Genomic DNA, 19,812 nt, shown 5'->3' with positions numbered 1-19,812 from the left:
ACGAAAACCATAACCGGGGCGCACAACCATTGCCAAGGGAAAGTCAAAAGAGGTTGCGGACAGGATCCGTAACCTCTTTTGACATGAATCAATCAGACTTATCAAGCCGGGTTTTGTTATTTCATTGTATCGTTCATTTCCGAGCCCTTCATATCCTTGTCCATCATGCCGTCGTTCTTCATCTCTTTCTGCATACTGCCGCCGGTATCGGACATGGAGTCGTGCATCATCTTGTCACCGGTGGTGGCGCAGCCTGTCATGGCAACGGCCGAGAACAGGAACAATACAACCGAAGCAACCTTTAAATTCCTTTTCATCGATTTTTTCCTTTTCTTGATGGACCCTCCGAATTGAGGTGTCGCTTATTTTCAGGATAAATCAATGCTGTAAAGTGCGAATAATGGGCAGATAAAGTTTCGGTAAAGCTAGCCCTGAGAACGCAGGAGAGCATAAAGACAAAAAAGATCACGCCGACATCGGCAACCTCTTGCTCTAAATTACACACCGCTAAACAGGATTGCCTGATCGGGACTTCAGAAATAAAAAGGGAGCCAGACTAGTTGCCTGTCTCCCTGATCTTAAATGGCGCGCCGCGGAAGAGCATACTCCCGACCTTCTGGTCCGTGGAAAATCAGCCAAATCTCCCAAAGTCCTTACTTTTATTTCGCATCAACAGCTAACACCAATATCCACAATCTTCATTTCCCCAAGACCTTCCAGGAGAAAGCCTGACTAAGCCTTTGCAAGCTGTGGACTTTCATACGCCCGGCGAGATCGCATGGGGGAGTAACGAAGATAAACCTGTGACAATCCGAAGGAGCACGACTGGGGCAACAGCAAGCTTGCTACGAGAGGTCCGGCCAGGTCTGGCAGGTGCGTGCCGCAGCCTGCGGGAAAGTTGCAGCGGTGCCGAATGCCCTGTTGTGCAGTGCAGGGATCACGCCATCCACGTCGGCAAGAAACGGCAACAGCCCCTGTTGCGACGCCATCCGCCAGCAGCCGGCGTCACTGAAAGGGAAGCTGGCAAGAAAGCCGACCTCGATCCCGAGTCGTTCCTGCAGGCTTTTCACGACCTTTTCAACAAAACCAAGGTCATCTGACGCTCGCGTCTTGTTGACGACGATATTCAAGTCAAACGCTTGAATCTGTTTCTGGATCTCAACCGCCTTCTGTGGATTCACCGCCGAGAGTTCATAGATGATGTCTTTAACCGGGATCATTTCGTCCGAGCCGGTCCGGTGACAAGCCTTGACCAGGACATCACGCAGGAAGTTGTTCGTACCGACCCCCTTTGCAACAACACGAAAAATCATGTTTTTCAGAAAGGCCATCATGTTCATAATCGCCGGGTAATCAGGGGTCGTGACAAGAACCCCACGGTTCGAAAGCCGGAAAAAATCAAGAATGTTAAACGACGTCCCGGAACCGAGATCAAGCAGAAGAAAATCGGCATCGAGCCGCTCCAGATCGCGCAGCAGTTTCTGCTTTTGTCCATAATTGATGTTGGCCAGAAACGGGGTAACACCATCACCAGGGATAAAACCGAGGCGGTCAAGCTCCAGCTTCACGGTTATTTCATCGAGCCTGGTCCCCTTGGTGATCAAATAATCCCCGATTCCGAGGTGTCTGTTTTCGAGCCCAAAGTACGAATAAAGATTCGAACCGCCGAGGTCGAGATCCACCGCTATCGTTTCTTTTCCCGAAGCGGCCAAAGCTCGGGCCAGGCTTGCCGTAAACAGGCTCTTGCCAACGCCCCCTTTACCGCCGGCGACCGGAATGATTGTTTTGTGTCGCAAATTTTCTGACATGGCATCCCTCTTGAAGAAGAACAATTTTACGGGCTTACAATTTCAAAGCATAAACCTTTTGCGCAAAGTCGAGATTTTCAATGGAATGGCTGAAGGTCCTGCCGGCCTGTTTTCCAGAAACCCTGACCTGTTGCCCCGATTTCCAGGAACAGACAATGGCCGAGTCAACCGGGTAGATCGCCCATTTGCTTTTGTCGAGAAGGGCCAGAAACATGCCATCGCGGGAGACTTTTTCAATGGTTTTTTTCATCCTGTCTCGCTCCAGAATAGCAATCCCTTCCTGATCGTCGCTTGTTCTCCCGCATTTGCTTTGAATTTAGAGCCGGGCCAATCCCGGCTCAAGGACAACAAAGATGATATGCAAAGAGATCGCCCTGAAAGAGCATAAAACAGTCGGGAGGAGGATATTCACTATCATCTTCTAACGACCTGCCCGGTTTAAAACGTTCCGGCAAAAGAGGATCTGCCGACAGTGCCTTACCTCCCGGGATGTAAAAAACCGGCGCCAGGGGACCTGGTTGGGGGGAGGTAACCCCTGACACCGGCACGAAAAACCTACTCTTTTTCCGACTCCTTTTTGTAAGCGCCTTCGAGCAACACCAGCTCTTCGGTGGTAAAGACCTTGTCGATGTCGAGGATGATGACGAACTCGTCGTTACAGTTCCCCATGCCCTTGATAAAGTCGGTGTCGAGCTTGGTGCCGAGACGCGGTGGCGGCTCGATCTGGCTTTCGGTGATATCGAGGACCTCCTGCACCGAATCGGCCTGCACGCTGATGGTCAGCGGCTCGCCGTCATCGGCATGGATCTCCAGAACAATGATGCAGGTGTCGATCGTCCGCTCGGCCGCTTCCATACCGAACTTCAGACGCATGTCGATCACCGGCACCACCGAACCGCGCAGGTTGATCACCCCGAGCATATAATCGGGGGTCTGCGGCACCTTGGTAATATTGCTGCTGTCAAGCACTTCGCGCGCCTTGGCGACATCGACGGCAAACGATTCGTCGCCCAGGCCGAAGGTCAGGTATTGCTGGCTTAATTCAGCTGCGGCTTCACTCATGATATTTCTCCTTTTCGGATGATTCGATCAATACCGATCGAATTCATCATCAAGAGTGTCGGCGGTTCCGGAACGCGTTGTCGCCGTCAGCACCCGTTGTGACTTCTGCGCGGAATTGGCCGTTGCCATTTTCCGGTTTTTCTGCCGCATGTCACTGCCGACCTTGAAGAAGGCGATCATGTCGCCGAGCTGATCGGCCTGGCTGGTGAGCTCTTCGGCGGTGCTCGCCATCTCCTCGGCGCTCGATGCGTTCTGCTGGATGATTGTATCGAGCTGCTGAATACTCTTGTTGATCTGATCGGCGCCGGCATCCTGCTCGCGGCTCGCCGCTGAAATCTCCTGCACCAGCTCGGCCGTCTTCTGGATGCTCGGCACGATAGATTCGAGCGCCTTGCCGGCGGTCTCGGCAACCTCGACGCTGCTCACCGACAGTTCGCTGATCTCGGCGGCGGCCACCTGGCTCCGTTCGGCCAACTTGCGCACCTCGGCGGCAACAACCGCAAAACCCTTGCCATGTTCACCGGCGCGGGCCGCTTCGATCGCCGCGTTGAGAGCCAGCAGGTTGGTCTGACGCGCGATCTCCTCGATAATGTTGATTTTGTCAGCGATGTCGCGCATCGCGACGACCGTCTGTGCCACCGACTCGCCGCCGGCTCTGGCCTCATCGGAGGTCTGGGTCGCGATCTTTTCGGTCTCCATGGCGTTGTCGGTATTCTGCCGGATGTTGGCGGTCATCTGTTCGATGCTCGATGACGCCTCTTCCGCCGCCGCCGCCTGCTCGCTGGCCCCCTGCGACATCTCTTCGCTGGATGAGCTCATCGCCTGCGATCCGGAGGCAACATTTTCGACCGAACCGGTGACCTGGGCGATCACCTCCTTGAGCTTTTCGACCATCCGTTGCAGAGCGAGGCCGAGCTGGTCTTTGTCGGAGGCCAGGTTGACAACCACAGTCAGGTCGCCATCGGCAATCTGCTGGGAAAGACGTTCCTTCTCCTGCAGGGCTGCCATCATCTTCTTTATCGCTGCGAACACGCCCTGGTCCTCGCCTTCGCTCTTCATCTTGATGCTCATATCGCCCTTGGCGACACTTTCTGCGATTTCCGCGATGTAGGCCGGCTCACCGCCGAGCTGCTTCATCAGGCTACGCGTCAGAAAGACCACCACACCGAGTCCGAACGCCAGCGCGATCAAGGTGCCGAATATCGTCCCGCTGGTGGCTGTGTCGGCGGTTGATTCCATCGACTCCTTGCGCTCCTCCATGAGCTTCCGCTCGCGGTCTTCAAAGGTCGCAAGCTGACCGCGAAACTTGTCAAAATAGGTTTTCCCCCTGGCCTTGCCAACCTCGTTGGCGATATCGTCCATGGTCTTGCTGACACCGACCTGACGCCGCAGGGCAATCATCGGCTCGGTGACATTCTGCCGCCACTCGTCGATGGTTGCCTTGGTTTCGCGCAGCAGTGCCACCTGGGCCGGGTTGTCGTTGACCGTCTCCGTGAGCTCGGCGATCTTTTCATCGAATAGACGCGACCCGCCCTTGTAAGGATCGAGGAACTCTTCCTTGCCGGCGAGCAGGAAGCCGCGCATGCCGGTCTCCATATCGGCCGCAGCCGCCAATACTTCTTCCGCTTCTTCGAGAACGACGTGTGTGTGGTCAACCCAAGAGAAGGTGTTTAACAGGGAATTGACACTAGTGTAGACCAGAATCGACAGGACCACCATCAGGGCCAGGACCACACCGTTACCGGCAAACAGTTTCGTTCTGAATTTCCAATGCTCGAACATTTCTTTCCTCCCACTCTATACCTTGAAAAGTTAGTAAATCTGGAACAAATAAGGAAACGTATGACAACAAACAACCCGTTCGGTAATTAGATTTCGACACGAACTAGATACAGCAGCCAACCTCTAAATGTCCGCAGGGGGTCACACTTCCCCGCGGCCCGCGAACATCCTGGTTGGACGGAGGAAGTTCGCAACAAACAATTCCAAGAATCGAATTATCTTAAAGCGCTTCAATAGCAGGTTCTGCGCCAACTTTAGACAGTACCCTTAACCTACTGTTTTATAAGAATAATTGATTGCCAGGACTAAAATTACACATTGGCGGGGAGCAACCAGGGTTTCATCTTTTGCAGTTTCTCGGAAACTTTGGTTGCACCAGAGGCAAGGTGGTCCGAAAGAACCATAGCTAGTTGGGGGATTCAAGACTGTGGTCAGCGCCGTAACACGCAGGGACCACCTTGTCGAACAAAACAAAAAAGGTCTCAGCACTGAAGTGTGCTGAGACCTTGCTTTAAATGGCGCGCCGCGGAAGATTCGAACTCCCGACCTTCTGGTCCGTAGCCAGACGCTCTATCCAGCTGAGCTAGCGGCGCATTAAAGGGGTATGTATATCGCCTATATCCGGTTCCCTGTCAACCTTTTTTTGGCGCAGGAATAAAATCGACCAGGGTAAAGCTGTAGCGGGGATGCTGAAAAACATGGGTCCCCGGGAACCGGCTGAACAACCAGCCGTTGAAGATAGCCTCGCCCCCTTCGCGCAGGCTGATCAATGCGGCCGGATTATCCGGATTATTAGAGTTGGAGGTCAGGTTCTTACCCTTCATAACAAAGGAGGGAAGAAACGTATTAACCTTGAGCCTGACGTCGGAGCTGGAGAGGGTGAACTCCTGCCCGATATCAACCGTATAAGTGACCTCTTCGTTGGTTTCATTGTCCAGAACAGTGATGCGAACAGCTTTCCACTGCCCTTCGACGCCTTTGGGAACAACAACACGGGACAGAATATTCTCGGCGTCGGCAACCGGAGGTTTCGTCTCGACTTCTTCACGACTACAACCGACAAAAGACAGAGACAGTACGAGCAACAGCAAAATGGATAAACCGAAGCGGGTCATTTTTGTATATCCTCTAACATTAAGGGATAGCCGCGACCGTATGTAAAATGGCGGAGAGGGAGGGATTCGAACCCTCGGTACGGTTGCCCGCACAACGCCTTAGCAGGGCGCCACCATCGGCCTCTCGGTCACCTCTCCGCGTACAACTTACTATATTCTGTCAATCCTGCAATCAGGTCAACACTCAATTTTAAATGGCGGAGGAGGTAGGATTCGCCCACTACGTCGACAACTCTCGTTGTCTCCTGCGTCGGCTCCCCTGCGCTCACTTCCGCAGGCCTCCCGGCCTGCTCATCTGACATTTAGTCAGCGTTCGCTCCGCTTCGAATCCTACTATCAATAGTAGAATTAAATTTAAATGGCGGAGGAGGTAGGATTCGAACCCACGGAACTTTCGTTCAACGGTTTTCAAGACCGCCGCCTTAAGCCTCTCGGCCACTCCTCCGTTAATTACTTCAGTGCTCAGTAATGAGTTAGGAGTAAAGAGTCTCTTCACTCGTTACCCATTACTCGTTACTGCTTCTCAATCTTTTCCAACCCGCCCATATAAGGGCGAAGGGCTTCCGGGATCACCACAGAGCCGTCTTCCTGCTGGTAGTTCTCGAGAATTGCCAGCAGAGTTCTGCCGACCGCCAATCCGGAACCGTTCAGGGTATGAACAAAAGCCGGCTTGCCGCCTCCATCCGGCCGGTAGCGGATTGCCGCCCGCCGCGCCTGAAAATCGCGGAAATTCGAGCAGGAAGAAATCTCGCGATAGGTATCCTGGCCCGGCAGCCAGACTTCTATATCGAAAGTCCGTGCCGCCGAAAAGCCGATATCACCGGTACAGAGATCAACCACGCGGTACGGCAACCTGAGCCGCCGCAACACCTCTTCGGCGTTGTCGAGCAGTTTCTCCAGTTCGGCATCCGATTCTTCCGGCCGGGTAAATTTGACCAGTTCAACCTTGTTGAACTGATGCTGGCGAATCAGCCCGCGCGTATCCTTGCCGTGCGACCCGGCCTCCTTGCGGAAGCAGGGCGTATAGGCGGTGTAGCAGATCGGCAGGTCAGCTTCGGCCAGGATTTCGTCCCGGTAGATATTGGTCACCGGAACTTCTGCCGTCGGAATCAGGAAATAATCGACATCTTCGGTATGGAAAAGATCATCTTCAAACTTCGGGAGCTGTCCGGTCCCCGTCATGGAGTCCCTGTTTACCATAAACGGCGGAAGCGTTTCAACGTATTTATGCTCGGTTGTGTGCAGGTCGAGCATGAAGTTGATCAATGCCCGCTCGAGGCGCGCGCCGGGCCCCTTGAGCAGGGAAAACCGGGCACCGGCAATCTTGCCGGCCCGCTCAAAATCAATGATATCGAGATCGGTGCCGATGTCCCAATGGGCTTTTGCTTCGAAGTCGAATTTTGGAGCCTCACCCCAGGTGCGAATCTCGACGTTCTCGTCCTCGCCGACCCCGACCGGGCAATCCGCATCGGGCAGATTCGGGATGGTCAGCAGTCGCGCCCTAAGACTCTCTTCAAGCTGCCGCAGCTCCTCGTCAATCTCCTTGATGCGGGCCGATACATCCTTCATCCGGATAATCTCATCCTGAACCGTGCTCTTGTCCTTCGTCTTGCCAATCAGCGCCGAAACCTTGTTCCGTTCGGCCTTGAGAGATTCGCCCTCGCCGAGCAGACCACGCCGGCGGATATCGATTTCACCGAACCATGAGAGATCGACAGCCTCGCCCCGGGTTTTCAGACGTTCGCTAACCGAATCGATATTTTCACGCAGCAATTTGCTGTCGAGCATGACAAAACCTCTTGTCTTAAAGGAATAAAGCCCGCTATTATTAGCACCTTGTGAAATACTCGTCAACCCCGTAACGGTGTGAGCTCCATTGATCCGATCGATCCGAAAAAAAACGGTTCTTTTTCTCGCTATCGTCCTGATCGGCCCGCTGCAGTCAGCTCCGGCCGAACCGATCAGCGTCGTTGCCGTCGGCGATCTGCTGCTCGGCGGCAGCGCCGCTCCTGTCGTCAAGCGCAGCGGTTTCGCTTACCCGTTCAGAACAACCGAGCGCTACATCAAGCAGGCCGATATTGCCCTGGCCAATCTTGAGGCGCCATTGACGGCCCGGGGCGAAAAACATCCGGACAAAACCTGGACCTTCAGAGTTCCGACGGCAGCCGTGGCGGCGATCAAGGCGGCCGGGTTTGACCTGATGACCCTGGCCAACAACCACATCGGTGACTATGGTGAACCGGGAATCCTCGACACCCTCGACGCGCTCGAAAAGGCAGGCCTCGGCATCTCCGGAGCCGGTCGCAATATCGTGGCGGCCCGGGCTCCGCATGTTGTCGAAATCGACCAGGTCAGAATCGCCTTCCTTTCGTATTCGAACACCTTTCCGAAATCGTTCTACGCCAAAAAAGATAAACCGGGAACGGCGCCGGGCTATTTCGACGATGTCGCCGCCGACATCCGCAAGGCGCGTAAGCTTTATGATCACGTAATTGTCTCGTTTCACTGGGGTGGCGAGCGGATGAACGAGCCGAAAGACTACCAGATGGAGCTCGGCCGTCTGGCAATTGATAACGGCGCCGATGTCGTGATTGGCCACCACCCGCATGTTCTGCAGGGAGCCGAACGCTACAAGGGAGGCGTCATCTACTACAGCCTCGGCAACTTCGCCTTCGGCTCCTACAGCCAGAGCTCGGTCACCGCCGGTATGGCCCGGGTCTGGTTCGACAATGGCAAACTGGTCAAAGCCGAAATCCTGCCGCTCAACGTCTTCAACATCGATGTCCATTTCCAGCCAAAGCCGCTGCTGAACGGACCGGCCTATGCATTCGCCCGGGACTTCAACGGTTACTCGGAGGCGTTTAATACCAGGCTGCAGCGACAGCCGGGTCCGTTCTGGGGGATTGTAAAAGAGCAGAATTCCGAAGACAGTGTACAGGAGGCAGAAGAACTTCTTGCCCGGGGACTGGAAGCTTCGGATAATCAGCCCCCCCGGAAAGGCGAAAAACCTTTTTAACGGAGAGGTGAAGAGACAAGTCTTGACGCCAAGGCGGAAAGAACCAGAATGGATTCCTGATCAGGTCAGGAATGACAGGACTTTAAAAGGCCGGGAGGATTACCGGCCTTTCTTTTCAACCCTCCGATGGCAGGGCTGGTCAAAAGTTATTAGATACAAGGCGGACGCGGATTGAGGAGTGAATCGTAGCGGCAGCTACGTCGCAATGACGAGATCAAGGACAACGCCGCAGATGATGGCTTTTCACCAGCCTATTTACCTTTAACCCACCATTCTTCGTCATCATCAAACCACCACTTCGAAGAATCGGTTTCCCAGATCGTTTCCGCCAGATTTTTCGCAGCGTCGGTCCTGAGTCGCCGGACGGCAAACGGGTACCATTCGTCGGCATTGCGGTTGCCGAGGTCACGATATTCCTTGAGCGCCAGGATCATCTCAAGCTGATCGGCATCATGAGCAATCTCCGCTTCGCGCGACTCGCCAACGGTATACTCTTCGAGCAGTTCACGATAGTCGTCACCGAACGGCAGGGTTCTGGCGAGATCTTCGACCGCCTTCGCTTCATCAGCCTTGACGTACTTTTTGTTCATGTAGTTGAGATCGCCCATCCGGGCTTCGGGAACATCATGAAACAGGCAGATCTGAACGACCCGGCCGACGTCGGCCTCATCATCAAGGCGGGCCAGCGTGTAGCCGATCATCGCCGTCCGGAAACTATGTTCGGCAACCGATTCGGCGCCGGAGCCGAGAAACTGGAAGCCGGTCCTCGGGGTGCGTTTGAGCATGCCGACTTCAAACAGGAAATTGGCCAGATTCTTCATTGGTCTCCTCACAACAGTTTTGATGCTGACTACTATGCCATAAGGAAAGGACGATTACATCCTGCAAACCAATATAATTACGGAAAGTTCGTTTTCCATGGAGGTGAACGGAAATAACGTAAAAGGTGATCGAGCCCCCCCCCGATCACCCGAGGCGAATCAACGAAACACCGGCCAGGATCAATATCGATGCGGTAAAGCGGATGCGGCCGCAGGTCTCGTTGAGAAAAAAGACACCGATGATAACCGCAATCAGCAGGCTGACCTGGCGAACCGGAACCGCATAACTGACCGGTGCCAGCTGCAGGCCGTAGCGAAAGGCGAGGAAGGAGCACATCATGACCGGCCCGGAGAGCAGGATCAGGCGACGACTCTGCCGCCACTCCTCCCTGACCTTGCCGCGGTAGCCCGGCCGCAGCAGGTTGACGGTCATGATCAGGAACATGAAGCAGACCATCAAGTGGGTAAAATAAAGCGGTGAATAAGCCATCACCCCCAGCTTGTCGAGAATGGCGCCGATTGAATAGACAAAGCCGGCGGCCAGGGCAAACTGGACCGAGTGATTGCAGAGGTTGCGAAACGGTCTGAGGATGTCGGCCGAGCTGAGCGAGGGGAGCTGTACGACATAGGCTCCGCACAGGACCAGGAGGATCCCGGCAATCCCGACCGGGGTCAGGCTTTCACTTAAGACCCAGGCGCCCCAGATCGGAACATAGAGCATCGCTGTCTGCGACAGCGGGTAGGAGATCGACAGATCTCCGGTCCGATAGGCCCGACCGTTGAAAAGATGGTACAATACAAAACAGACGGAACCGCCGAAAGCAAACAACAAAACCTTCATTCCGGGTAGCGGGACCGCTTCCGGCCGGAGCAGAATATAAATATTCAACATGCCGCCGGACATCAGGAACATCCACCAGACGAAAACGGTTTTGTGGACGCTCCGCTTGACCAACAGATTCCATAGGGCGTGCATGAATGCTGAGAAAACGATAAGCGTGAAGGCGAGCGCGGACATGCGCTGCATTCTAACTGATGTCAAAAGAGTTAGCGAGTTCATTTTTTAGCGAAATTAAAACTTCAATTACCACTTTCAAGGAGAAAAAATATGGCGAAACGGGTTGAACAAGATTCCATGGGAGAAATGGAAGTACCGGAAGATGCGCTTTATGGAGCCCAGACGGCGCGAGCCCTGATCAATTTTCCGATTTCAGGCATTCCCTTCCCCCGACCTTTTTTGCGCGCCATCGGCCTGGTCAAGGAACACGCTGCCTTTGTCAACAAGGAGCTCGGCCTGCTTGACAGTAAACTCGCCCTGGCGATTATGGATGCGGCCGGCGAAGTTGTCGAGGGCCGCCTCGATGAACATTTCCCGGTCGATATCTTCCAGACCGGCTCCGGCACCAGCAGCAACATGAACGCCAACGAGGTTATCGCCAACCGGGCGGCCCAGCTGCTCGACGAAGAGATCGGCAGCAAGTCGGTACATCCGAACGATCATGTCAATTACGGGCAGTCGAGCAACGATGTCATTCCAACAGCAATCCACCTCGCCGCGGCGACCGAGATCAATGACTCCCTGATTCCGGCTCTGCAGCAGATGCAGCAGCTTCTGCTCGACAAGGCGACCGCCTTCGACGATATCATCAAGATCGGCCGCACTCACCTGCAGGACGCAACGCCGATCCGGCTCGGCCAGGTTTTCGGCGGCTATTCACAACAACTTGAGCTGGTGATTTCCGAACTGAAAAAAAGTCTTGAAGGTTTGTGTGAGCTGCCGCTCGGGGGAACCGCAGTCGGAACCGGCATTAACACCCATCCGAATTTTGCCGGCCGGGTGATTGAACGGATGGCCAACGTTTCCGGACTGCCGTTACGCGAAGCAAGTGACCACTTTGCCGCCCAGGCCGGCAAGGAGCAGGTTGTTGCTGCCAGCGGCGCCTTGAAAACAACCGCGGTCGCTCTCTTTAAAATCGCCAATGACATCAGGCATCTCGGAAGCGGTCCACGGTGCGGCCTTGGCGAGTTGAAGCTGCCGGCGGTGCAGCCGGGAAGCTCGATCATGCCGGGCAAGGTCAATCCGGTTATGGCCGAAAGCCTGATGCAGGTCTGCAGCCAGGTCATCGGCAATGATGCGACAATTTCGCTGGGCGGTCTTTCCGGAAACTTTGAACTGAACGTGATGATGCCGGTCATGGCGCACAACATGCTGCAGTCGATCGCCCTGCTCTCCAGGGGGATCGAACAGTTCGGCGAACAGTGCCTCAAGGGTCTTGAGGCTGATCGCGAGCGCTGCGAATCGCTGGTCGAAGAGAGCCTGGCAATGTGCACCGCCCTGGCCCCGGTTATCGGCTACGATCAGGCCGCCGATATTGCCAAGCAGGCTTTTGCCAGCGGCAAGACCGTCCGTGCGGTCGCTATCGAAAAGAAAGTTTTGCCGGAGGATGAACTTGATCGGGTTCTCGATCCCCAGCCGATGACCGAACCGGGGATTCCGGGGAAAACCCGTTAATCGTCTGACGGACTGCAACCGCAGTTCCAGCAGGCATTAAAATGGCCCTCGATCTGTTCACCGCACCCGGGACAATGCCATTCCGGCAACTTTTCGGGTGCATCGGCCATATACTGACGCAACAGGGATTGCGCCCGCGGGAACATTTCGGCATCGACAACCCAGAGCTCGGGATAACATTCGACAAAAGGAATTTCGCCGAGGCCGGAGAAAAGCTGTTCATTGCGGAGCAGGCATTCAATCCCCTCTTGCAATAACAGCTCGTGAAACATCCCGGCAAGGGCCCGTTCGGTGAGATCAAATGTGTAAAGCTTTTTCATGGCATCGTCGTATACGGCAGAGGGCACCCCGGCAGCCGCTAGCGAACTTCAGGCAATCCGGCTTATCGTACAATCGCAACAATATCTTCGCCGATCTCACCGATCTGCCATGACCTCAGTCCGCGAACCTGATGAAGGTCTTCCGGTCGCTTCGGTCGTTGCCGGGCAACCGCCTCAAGCAGACTGTTGTTGACCAGAACCCCGGGGTCAATGGCAAGATCGGCCGCCTTTTTTGTCCGCCAAACCTTCAGTTTGGCCAGCAGCTGATCGACCTGCGGATCTCTTTTAATCCGCGGCGCCCGCGGGAATAGAGGGAGATCTTCTTCGTCAATCTGATTGGCCTTATCGAGACAGTTGAGCAGCTGCTGGCCGTATCGCTCAACCTGTCGGGAGGACATCCCTTCGAGCGAGGAGAGTGCATCAACACCCTCAGGCCGGGTCAGAATGAGCGCCAACAGAGACTTGTTGCCGACGACCTTGAAGTGAGGACAGTTGCGGCGTTCAGCCTCTTTATCACGCCATTGCAGCAACTCTTCGAGTTGCGCCAGCTGGCGTCTTTCAAGCTTTCCCGCCCCTTTGAACCGTAGGAACAGAGGCCCGCTGTTTTCATCAAAGCAAATCTCTTCGAGAAGTTTGCACTCCTCGTGCAGCCAGTCGAGACGACCGAGCTCCCGGAGCTTCTCCTCGAGGATAGCGACCAGTCGATGCAGATGACGCGTATCCTCGGCCGCGTAAGCAATCATTTCCTTTTTCAGCGGGCGATGCGACCAGTCGGCACGCTGGTACTTCTTGTCGAGCTTAACACCGAAGTATTTTCCCAGAAGGTCGGCCAGCCCTATTTTCTCTTCGCCACAGAACTGGGCGGCAATCATGGTATCGAACAGGTTGTGCACGGCAAATCCGTAATCCCGTTTGAGGCTGCGCAGGTCATAATCGACGGCGTGAAAGATTTTGCGGATACCGGTCTCGGCAAAAACTCCTGCCAGCGGCGCAAGGTTGCCGCCGACAAGCGGGTCGGCCAGAACCGTATGTTGCGTTGTTGAAATCTGGGCCAGGCATATTTTTTCACGATAATTATGCATCGCATCCATTTCAAGGTCGACTGCAACCGAGGATTCATGACGCAGGGAATGCGCCAGTTTTTCAACCTCATCTTCGGTCGTCAGAATTTCAATATCAGTCATGGTTTCCGTTCCTTCATTGTCAGGTTCAGGGCTTTCTGATGCGCTCCGTGCAACGGGCTTTCGGCCAATTTCTCCGCATCATGCCAGAATGTACCGGTTTCGGCAATTCCGGTCTGTTCGGCAATTCCGGTCCGGAAGACGATCGCCTCAAGGCGGAAATGGCTGTAGACATGCCTGATCCGGCCGATACAGTGCAGTTCAGTCTCTATGGAATAATTCCGGGCGAGTGCCCGGGCCCGCTGCGCCGGTTCTTCTCCCGGTTCAAGGTCGGCACAGGGAAACTCCCACATGCCGCCGAGCAGACCGCTCGGCGGCCGCCGGTTGAGCAACAGCTGGCCCTCTTTCTCAACGATCAGGACAACTTGCAGCCGCTCTCCGACTTTCTCTTTTTTTCCGGTCTTCGGCAGCTCGTTTTCGAGCCCCTGACTTCGCGCCTGGCAAATTTCGGCCAGGGGACAGCGGCAACATTCCGGCTGTCGGGGCGTACAGAGGGTCGCGCCAAGATCCATGATCGCCTGAGCATAATCATGCGGTCGGTCCAACGGTGTCAAGGCTTCGGCCCAGCGCCAGAGTTTTTTCTCGGCTTGCCGATCCCGCGCGGGCTCACGCAGAGCCATCAGCCGTGCCAGGACCCGGCGAACATTGCCGTCGAGGATCGGCGCCGGTCGGTCGTAGGCAATTGAACAGATAGCCCCGGCTGTCGAACGACCGATTCCGGGCAGGCCCATCAAGCCTTCGACATCATTCGGAAAGCGCCCGTTGTATTCCCCGGCGACCATTTGCGCCGCCCGGTGCAGGTTGCGGGCGCGTGAATAATATCCGAGCCCGGACCAGAGCTCAAGGACTGCTTCAAGTTCAGCAGCTGCCAGCGAAACGACATCGGGAAACCGGGCGAGGAATTTTTCATAATATGGAATAACCGCCGCCACCGTGGTCTGCTGTAGCATGACTTCGGAGAGCCAGATCCGGTACGGGTCACGGGTCTGCCGCCACGGCAGGTCACGGCCATGCCGGGTATACCAGGCAAGCAGTCGTTCCGAAACATCTTCTGTTTTGAAGGGCAGATTCATCGTCAGGTTTGCAAACGAAAAGGGGTCAGCTCCGCATTCAATAACGGATCCGACCCCTGATCTTCCTAAAGCAGAAATAATGGATCACTCAATTTCCTTCAGTGCTTCGACCGTCGCCGCCATCTCCTCCGGAGTTCCGATGCTGATTCTTAAACCGTGGGCCAGCAAGACATCCGGGAAGAATCGAACGAGGATCTTTTTTTCGAACAGGGCCTCATAAATCCGCTTGCCGTCGCGATCAGGCGGGATGGCAAACACATAATTGGCCTGAGATGGCAGGACAGTGTATTGCAGGCTCTCGAGTTCGGCCACAAACCACGTGCGCGTCTGCCTGATTTTTGTAATCGTCTGCTGAAAATAATCCTGGTCTTTCAATGCCGCGACCGCCGCGACCTGAGCGAGTCGATCCAGGTTGTAATGATCGCGGATCTTGTCGAGCGCGGCAATCACTTCCGGGCGGGCGATGGCGAGGCCGAGCCGCATTCCGGCCAGGGCATAGCTTTTCGAGAAAGTACGGGTCACGATGATATTGTCATGCTGCCTGACCAGATCAAGGGCATTTTCATCAGCGAAGTCGGCATAAGCTTCATCAACGACCAATATGCCGTCACAGCGGTCGGCAATATCAGCAATATATTCATTGCTGAAAGTGATCCCGAGCGGCGCATTCGGCGAGGTCAGAAAAAAAAGTTTGCCATCATAACGCCGTGGGAAATCAGCAATCTGCCAATTTTCATCAAGGGCGAAGGTTCGGATCGAAGCTCCCTGGATTTTGGCGAGGGTCGCATAGTAGGAGTAGGAGGGCTGAATAAATGCCAATTCCTCATCTTCACTCACGTAAGCCCGGATCAGGTTGTTGAGCAGCTCATCCGAGCCGTTAGCCATGATCACCCAGGAGGGATCGAATCCATAAAGATCGGACGCTGCCTGACGTCCGCTCCTGCTCGGGGGATCCGGATAGCGGCGCAACGATTCACCGGCATCGAGTTCGGCTGTAATGGCCTCGACGACACGGGGTGACGGTGGATAAGGATTTTCATTGGTGTTGAGTTTGATCCAGTCTTCGTCGTCAGGCGGTTGAAACCCGGGGACGTACCCGGTCATATTGGCAATATTTTTTCGCATTTGCGGCATCTCCCTACCGAATATCAATCATAAATTTCAAGGGTATCGTATGTCGTCGTTCGCCGAACCGGTACAAATCCGGCGCTGCGGGCAAGATCGATGATCTGCGACTGCGACAACCGGAATGAAACCCCGGCGGCGGCAACAACGTTCTCCTCGAGCATCGTCCCGCCGAGATCATTGGCCCCGAAAAAGAGTGCGATCTGCGCCATCTTGTCTCCCTGGGTGACCCAGCTTGCCTGGATGTTGTCGATATTATCGAGAATGATCCGGGAGAGTGCAAGGACCTTGAGGTACTCGACACCACTCGCTGTTTCACCACCAAGTTCGGTGTTGTAAGGCTGGAAGGTCCAGGGGATAAATGCGGTAAAGCCGCCTGTTCTCTGCTGAATCTCGCGGATCCGGAACAGGTGTTCGATAATGTCTTCGGGCCGCTCCTTCGAGCCGAACATCATTGTCGCTGTTGTCGGCATTCTTAGTCGATGCGCTTCAATCATCACTGCGGCCCATTCCTGCCAGCCGATCTTGTTCGGCGAAACCTCCTGCCGTACATCATCGACGAGGATTTCAGCTCCGCCACCGGGCAACGAATCGAGACCGGCCTGATGCAGCCGCGCCAGGCACTCCGGCATAGTCAGACCCGATATTTCGGCAATATGGATGATCTCGGCCGGCGAAAGTGAGTGAATCTGAACCGTCGGGAAACGCTGCTTGATCTGACGGAACAACTCCTCAAACCAGTCGATCTTAAGTTCAGGGTGAAGACCACCCTGCATCAACAGTTGCGTCCCGCTACGGGCAACCAGCTCCTCGATTTTTGCATAGATCGTCCGATGGTCAAGAACGTAGGCGTCGGCATCTCCGGCATTGCGGTAGAAAGCGCAAAAACGGCATTTTGATTCGCAAATATTAGTGTAGTTGACATTCCGGTCAACGACAAAACTGACCTGGTTAGCAGGATGTTTCTTGCGGCGCACGGCATCTGCGGTCTTGCCAACGACCAGCAAGTCTTCCGTCAACAGCAGATGCAGTGCTTCTTCAGCCGTGATTGGAGAATTTTCAGTGGCCGCAATATTCATACCGCGTAGCTCCGCAATTCCTCGTAAAGGGTGTTGCGTTCAACCGGTTTTTTCCCGGCAATTCTGATCAGATCAAGAAGTTGATCCTTGCTCAGGGCCTGTGGCGATTCGGCGCCGGCATCGTGGCCGATTTTCTCCTCGATGACCGTACCATCAAGATCGTTGACTCCGAATGCGAGTGCAACCTGTGCCGTCTTCAGGCCGAGCATGACCCAGTAGGCCTTGATATGCTGAAAATTATCAAGGTAAATCCGGCTGATCGCAAGGGTTTTGAGGGCATCAACGCCGCTGACCCCTTTTGCCCCCGGAACCCGGGTATTGTCGGGTTGAAATGCGAGGGGGATAAAGGCCTGAAAACCGCCGGTTTTATCTTGAAGATCTCGCAGCTTTGCGAGATGGTCAACCCGGTCTTCATACTTCTCGACATGGCCGAACAGCATGGTCGCGTTACTTTTCAAACCGGCCCGATGGACCTTTTCGATAATCTCGAGCCAGCGCTCGCCGCTGATCTTTTCCGGACAGATGATATCGCGAACCCTTTTCCCGAGGATTTCGGCGCCGCCGCCAGGCATCGATTCGAGTCCGGCCGCTTTCAATTCGAGCAGCACCTGGTCAACAGACTGACCGGTTATCCGGGCAAAGTAATCAATTTCTACCGCCGTAAACGCCTTGATATGAAGGGCCGGGTTGTCGGCCTTGAGGCTGGCCAGCATCTCGATGTAAAAATCGAAAGGCAGGTCTGGGTGCAACCCGCCGACCATGTGGATCTCGGTCGCACCGGCGGCATTCGCTTCAGCCGCTTTTTCGAGGATATCGTTCAGGGCCAGCGTGTAGCATCCTTCATCCTCAACCCCCTTGCTGAACGCGCAGAAGGTACAACGATTGACGCATAAATTGGTGTAATTGATGTGGCGATTGACATTGAAATAAACCGTCTCGCCATTCTGGCGCCGATTTGCCATCGCCGCAAGCTCGCCGATAGCCAGCAGGTCATTGCTCTCGAACAGGGCCACTGCATCAGCAGCACTGATCCGCTGTCCCGCTTCGAGCTGTTCTTTCAACTGTTTGAAATCAACTCTCACTACTCCGATTTCCCTTCTGAACCCCAGCGCGTGAAAAGTTGGTGGTTAACCCGAAGGGCATCGAGGATCTTGCCGACCACGAAATTGACCATATCATCAATCGACTCAGGGTTCTGATAAAATGCCGGCATCGCCGGGAGGATCACAGCCCCGGCTTTTGACAAGCTGAGAAGATTTTCAAGGTGGATCTGGTTGAACGGCGTCTCGCGCGGCACCAGAATCAGCTCCCGCCGTTCCTTCAGTGCAACATCGGCGACCCGCTCGATCAGGTTTTCGCTCAAACCGGAAGCGATTCGTCCGGCCGTGCCCATTGAGCAGGGGACGATAACGACGGCATCGGGAGCCGCAGTGCCGCTTGCGACCGGGGCGAAAAAGTCATTGACGGCATAACATTCGAGTTCTCCATCAACCCCGAGATAATTCCTGATCTGGAGAATGGTCTGCCCGGGAGTTGTCGCGAGATCGAGGCCGGTTTCATAGGCGACCACCTGCCGCCCGGCATCACTCACCAGCAATGAGACCCGGCAGCCGGCGGCAAGCAACTCGCGGATCAATCCCAGACCATAACAAGCACCGGAAGCGCCGGTGATGACTACAACGATATGCTTCTTCATCTTTCCAACCATCCTCTCCGGAAAAGGTTCAGATCACTGCATCGAGCAGGGCAAACAGAAAAATCGTAACACTTATGTAGCCATTCATATTGAAAAAAGCAGCGTCGAGACGGCTCAGATCGTCGGCCTTGACCAGCATGTGTTCGTAGATCAGCATCAATGAAATCACACCAACACCGACCAGGTAGATCAGTCCCAATCCATCGACCATACCCAGAGCCAACAACAGGATGATCATACCGACATGCAGATACCGGACAAGAATTATCGATTTCCCGGGCCCGAGATGAACCGGGATCGAGTGCAGGCCTTGCTGCCGATCGAATTCTATATCCTGCAACGCATAGAAGATATAGAATCCGGCGACCCAGAGCAGGACCGCCAGCGCCAGGACAACCGCCGGCCATCCGATATCTCCACGCAGGGCAATCCAGGCTCCGAGCGGTGCCGCCGCCAGGCAGATTCCGAGAACCAGATGAGCGAGGGAGGTGAATCGCTTGCAGTAGGAATAAAGAAAAAGGAAGAATATCGCCACCGGTGACAGGTACAGGCAGAGCGGGTTCAACATCCATGCGGCAAAAAGCAGAAGAGCAAGAGCAACGACTACGAAAGCCACTGCTTCTTTGATCGAAACCTTGCCGGCCGGAATTTCCCTGGCAGCCGTACGCGGGTTGGCCGCATCGATTCTGGCATCAATAATTCGGTTCAGACCCATTGCCGCACTGCGGGCTCCGACCATGGCAACACAGATCCAGAGAATCTGGTTTATTTCGGGGATCGATCGCGACGCCAGACTTGCCAGTACGACGCCCATCAGGGCAAAGGGAAAAGCAAAAATAGTGTGCGAGAATTTGATCATCCGCAGCAGGGCGGCTATTTTTTCGAACATATCACCTTGCTTCCGTTTTTTTGCTCGGCCCGAAAGTTTACACCGGCTATATAGTACAATCAATATTTAAGCGGCTACGCCCTATTGTTGGGTGTTTAAAAGAAATAACCGACGATCGATTTAAACCGTAATCGCTTGCTGCTGACTTTCAGACTGTTTTCAATTGCCGATCTTGTTATATAATGTGAAAATAACCTGAATTATTCCACTGTCATTTTGTGACAATAACCATAGAGTGAGGTGCCAGATGAAAAAAGTTCTTGTTTTATCAACGATAGCGCTTCTTTTATTTGTTTCAGGATGCGCGACCACCGGCCCGACCCGGGTCAAATG

The 19,812-nt window shown here is 54.6% G+C and carries 19 protein-coding genes and 3 tRNA genes; 2 read left to right on the top strand and 20 right to left on the bottom strand.

Going from position 1 to position 19,812, the window contains the following annotated elements; translation table 11 throughout:
- Positions 1 to 116: 116 nt before the first annotated feature.
- The 10 genes from C0623_02850 to C0623_02805 form a co-directional block, all read right to left on the bottom strand.
- Positions 117 to 317: a hypothetical protein gene (locus C0623_02850; GenBank protein PLY02995.1), complete on the bottom strand. Its 201-nt coding sequence runs from the start codon at positions 315 to 317 to the stop codon at positions 117 to 119.
- Between the two features lie 528 nt (positions 318 to 845).
- Complete coding sequence (locus C0623_02845) at positions 846 to 1,808, bottom strand: MinD/ParA family protein (protein PLY02994.1); 963 nt, start codon at positions 1,806 to 1,808, stop codon at positions 846 to 848.
- A 34-nt stretch (positions 1,809 to 1,842) separates the two neighbouring features.
- Positions 1,843 to 2,058 (bottom strand): hypothetical protein, encoded by a 216-nt coding sequence (locus tag C0623_02840; protein PLY02993.1) that lies wholly within the window; start codon positions 2,056 to 2,058, stop codon positions 1,843 to 1,845.
- A gap of 305 nt (positions 2,059 to 2,363) precedes the next feature.
- A complete protein-coding gene (locus C0623_02835; protein PLY02992.1) occupies positions 2,364 to 2,870 on the bottom strand; it encodes a chemotaxis protein CheW in 507 nt (168 codons plus the stop codon).
- A 27-nt stretch (positions 2,871 to 2,897) separates the two neighbouring features.
- Positions 2,898 to 4,652 (bottom strand): chemotaxis protein, encoded by a 1,755-nt coding sequence (locus C0623_02830; GenBank protein PLY02991.1) that lies wholly within the window; start codon positions 4,650 to 4,652, stop codon positions 2,898 to 2,900.
- Between the two features lie 516 nt (positions 4,653 to 5,168).
- Positions 5,169 to 5,245, bottom strand: a tRNA-Arg gene (locus C0623_02825).
- 39 nt (positions 5,246 to 5,284) lie between these two features.
- Positions 5,285 to 5,767 carry a DUF2155 domain-containing protein gene (locus tag C0623_02820; GenBank protein PLY02990.1) on the bottom strand — a complete coding sequence of 161 codons (483 nt, stop codon included), beginning with the start codon at positions 5,765 to 5,767 and terminating at the stop codon, positions 5,285 to 5,287.
- A 48-nt stretch (positions 5,768 to 5,815) separates the two neighbouring features.
- A tRNA-Ser gene (locus C0623_02815) sits at positions 5,816 to 5,905 on the bottom strand.
- A gap of 221 nt (positions 5,906 to 6,126) precedes the next feature.
- Positions 6,127 to 6,212, bottom strand: a tRNA-Ser gene (locus C0623_02810).
- A 68-nt stretch (positions 6,213 to 6,280) separates the two neighbouring features.
- On the bottom strand, positions 6,281 to 7,555 hold the full coding sequence (locus tag C0623_02805) for a serine--tRNA ligase (GenBank protein PLY02989.1): 1,275 nt from the start codon (positions 7,553 to 7,555) through the stop codon (positions 6,281 to 6,283).
- An 88-nt stretch (positions 7,556 to 7,643) separates the two neighbouring features.
- On the opposite strand from C0623_02805, the gene C0623_02800 reads away from it, so the two are divergent.
- Positions 7,644 to 8,783: a capsular biosynthesis protein gene (locus C0623_02800; GenBank protein ID PLY02988.1), complete on the top strand. Its 1,140-nt coding sequence runs from the start codon at positions 7,644 to 7,646 to the stop codon at positions 8,781 to 8,783.
- A gap of 251 nt (positions 8,784 to 9,034) precedes the next feature.
- On the opposite strand, the gene C0623_02795 is transcribed toward C0623_02800, so the two are convergent.
- Together C0623_02795 and C0623_02790 are read right to left on the bottom strand one after the other, a co-directional pair.
- Positions 9,035 to 9,604, bottom strand: a complete 570-nt coding sequence (locus C0623_02795) for a phosphohydrolase (protein PLY02987.1) — start codon at positions 9,602 to 9,604, stop codon at positions 9,035 to 9,037.
- A gap of 145 nt (positions 9,605 to 9,749) precedes the next feature.
- Complete coding sequence (locus C0623_02790) at positions 9,750 to 10,622, bottom strand: EamA family transporter (protein PLY03013.1); 873 nt, start codon at positions 10,620 to 10,622, stop codon at positions 9,750 to 9,752.
- Positions 10,623 to 10,712: 90 nt separating this feature from the next.
- Here C0623_02790 and aspA point away from each other — a divergent pair, with 90 nt between their 5' ends.
- Positions 10,713 to 12,116, top strand: coding sequence for an aspartate ammonia-lyase (gene aspA, locus C0623_02785; protein PLY02986.1), 1,404 nt, complete (start codon positions 10,713 to 10,715; stop codon positions 12,114 to 12,116).
- Here aspA and C0623_02780 read toward each other — a convergent pair.
- From C0623_02780 to C0623_02745, 8 genes are all read right to left on the bottom strand, one after another.
- A complete protein-coding gene (locus C0623_02780; protein ID PLY02985.1) occupies positions 12,113 to 12,436 on the bottom strand; it encodes a DUF2007 domain-containing protein in 324 nt (107 codons plus the stop codon). The two genes, aspA and C0623_02780, sit on opposite strands and share 4 nt — an antisense overlap.
- Before the next feature lie 62 nt (positions 12,437 to 12,498).
- Positions 12,499 to 13,620, bottom strand: a complete 1,122-nt coding sequence (locus C0623_02775; protein PLY02984.1) for a ribonuclease D — start codon at positions 13,618 to 13,620, stop codon at positions 12,499 to 12,501.
- Complete coding sequence (gene mutY / locus C0623_02770; GenBank protein ID PLY02983.1) at positions 13,617 to 14,690, bottom strand: A/G-specific adenine glycosylase; 1,074 nt, start codon at positions 14,688 to 14,690, stop codon at positions 13,617 to 13,619. Before mutY ends, C0623_02775 begins: the two co-directional genes overlap by 4 nt.
- Before the next feature lie 84 nt (positions 14,691 to 14,774).
- On the bottom strand, positions 14,775 to 15,824 hold the full coding sequence (hisC, locus tag C0623_02765) for a histidinol-phosphate transaminase (protein ID PLY02982.1): 1,050 nt from the start codon (positions 15,822 to 15,824) through the stop codon (positions 14,775 to 14,777).
- A 14-nt stretch (positions 15,825 to 15,838) separates the two neighbouring features.
- Complete coding sequence (mqnC, locus tag C0623_02760) at positions 15,839 to 16,894, bottom strand: dehypoxanthine futalosine cyclase (protein PLY02981.1); 1,056 nt, start codon at positions 16,892 to 16,894, stop codon at positions 15,839 to 15,841.
- The gene (locus tag C0623_02755; GenBank protein PLY02980.1) at positions 16,891 to 17,976 is read right to left on the bottom strand and encodes an aminofutalosine synthase MqnE; all 1,086 of its coding nucleotides are present in this window, start codon (positions 17,974 to 17,976) and stop codon (positions 16,891 to 16,893) included. Before C0623_02755 ends, mqnC begins: the two co-directional genes overlap by 4 nt.
- Entirely contained in the window at positions 17,976 to 18,590 is a 615-nt protein-coding gene (locus tag C0623_02750) for an aromatic acid decarboxylase (GenBank protein PLY03012.1), read from the bottom strand. The genes C0623_02755 and C0623_02750 overlap by 1 nt, the downstream gene beginning before the upstream one ends.
- A gap of 28 nt (positions 18,591 to 18,618) precedes the next feature.
- Positions 18,619 to 19,479: a 4-hydroxybenzoate octaprenyltransferase gene (locus C0623_02745; GenBank protein ID PLY02979.1), complete on the bottom strand. Its 861-nt coding sequence runs from the start codon at positions 19,477 to 19,479 to the stop codon at positions 18,619 to 18,621.
- Positions 19,480 to 19,812: the final 333 nt, after the last annotated feature.

Source organism: Desulfuromonas sp. (assembly GCA_002869615.1).
Taxonomy (GTDB): Bacteria; Desulfobacterota; Desulfuromonadia; order Desulfuromonadales; family UBA2294; genus BM707.
Note: the sequence above shows the minus strand (reverse complement) of the source record. Positions and strands in the feature narration are given on the sequence as shown.

Excerpts from the sequence above, each read along its gene's own strand:
- C0623_02850 (PLY02995.1), bottom strand. The coding sequence starts at position 317 with ATGAAAAGGAATTTAAAGGTTGCTTCGGTTGTATTGTTCCTGTTCTCG.
- C0623_02845 (PLY02994.1), bottom strand. The coding sequence starts at position 1,808 with ATGTCAGAAAATTTGCGACACAAAACAATCATTCCGGTCGCCGGCGGT.
- C0623_02840 (PLY02993.1), bottom strand. The coding sequence starts at position 2,058 with ATGAAAAAAACCATTGAAAAAGTCTCCCGCGATGGCATGTTTCTGGCC.
- C0623_02835 (PLY02992.1), bottom strand. The coding sequence starts at position 2,870 with ATGAGTGAAGCCGCAGCTGAATTAAGCCAGCAATACCTGACCTTCGGC.
- C0623_02830 (PLY02991.1), bottom strand. The coding sequence starts at position 4,652 with ATGTTCGAGCATTGGAAATTCAGAACGAAACTGTTTGCCGGTAACGGT.
- C0623_02820 (PLY02990.1), bottom strand. The coding sequence starts at position 5,767 with ATGACCCGCTTCGGTTTATCCATTTTGCTGTTGCTCGTACTGTCTCTG.
- C0623_02805 (PLY02989.1), bottom strand. The coding sequence starts at position 7,555 with ATGCTCGACAGCAAATTGCTGCGTGAAAATATCGATTCGGTTAGCGAA.
- C0623_02795 (PLY02987.1), bottom strand. The coding sequence starts at position 9,604 with ATGAAGAATCTGGCCAATTTCCTGTTTGAAGTCGGCATGCTCAAACGC.
- C0623_02790 (PLY03013.1), bottom strand. The coding sequence starts at position 10,622 with ATGTCCGCGCTCGCCTTCACGCTTATCGTTTTCTCAGCATTCATGCAC.
- aspA (PLY02986.1), top strand. The coding sequence starts at position 10,713 with ATGGCGAAACGGGTTGAACAAGATTCCATGGGAGAAATGGAAGTACCG.
- C0623_02780 (PLY02985.1), bottom strand. The coding sequence starts at position 12,436 with ATGAAAAAGCTTTACACATTTGATCTCACCGAACGGGCCCTTGCCGGG.
- C0623_02775 (PLY02984.1), bottom strand. The coding sequence starts at position 13,620 with ATGACTGATATTGAAATTCTGACGACCGAAGATGAGGTTGAAAAACTG.
- mutY (PLY02983.1), bottom strand. The coding sequence starts at position 14,690 with ATGAATCTGCCCTTCAAAACAGAAGATGTTTCGGAACGACTGCTTGCC.
- hisC (PLY02982.1), bottom strand. The coding sequence starts at position 15,824 with ATGCCGCAAATGCGAAAAAATATTGCCAATATGACCGGGTACGTCCCC.
- mqnC (PLY02981.1), bottom strand. The coding sequence starts at position 16,894 with ATGAATATTGCGGCCACTGAAAATTCTCCAATCACGGCTGAAGAAGCA.
- C0623_02750 (PLY03012.1), bottom strand. The coding sequence starts at position 18,590 with ATGAAGAAGCATATCGTTGTAGTCATCACCGGCGCTTCCGGTGCTTGT.
- C0623_02745 (PLY02979.1), bottom strand. The coding sequence starts at position 19,479 with ATGTTCGAAAAAATAGCCGCCCTGCTGCGGATGATCAAATTCTCGCAC.